Source organism: uncultured Cedecea sp. (genome assembly GCF_947498825.1).
Taxonomy (GTDB): domain Bacteria; phylum Pseudomonadota; class Gammaproteobacteria; order Enterobacterales; family Enterobacteriaceae; genus JGM124.
The window spans coordinates 1-345 of the sequence record NZ_CANMLV010000078.1 but is presented as its reverse complement, the minus strand read 5'-3'; the positions used below and the strand labels follow the sequence as shown (position 1 = coordinate 345).

Genomic DNA, 345 nt, shown 5'->3' with positions numbered 1-345 from the left:
CACTGCTCTTTAACAATTTATCAGACAATCTGTGTGGGCACTCGCAAGATTGATATCTCAAACACCTTCGGGTGTCGCGCTCTAGGGCGCAAAAAAATATCAAGTCTTGAAGAGTGAACACTAGTTTTATAAACAGTATGAATTCTTTGAGCATCAAACACTTTTAAATTGAAGAGTTTGATCATGGCTCAGATTGAACGCTGGCGGCAGGCCTAACACATGCAAGTCGAGCGGTAACACAGGAAGCTTGCTTCCGGGTGACGAGCGGCGGACGGGTGAGTAATGTCTGGGAAACTGCCCGATGGAGGGGGATAACTACTGGAAACGGTAGCTAATACCGCATAA

The 345-nt window shown here is 46.1% G+C and carries 1 rRNA gene; it reads left to right on the top strand.

Going from position 1 to position 345, the window contains the following annotated elements:
• Positions 1-165: 165 nt before the first annotated feature.
• Positions 166-345 (top strand): 16S ribosomal RNA (locus Q1A40_RS23010); the annotation flags it as partial.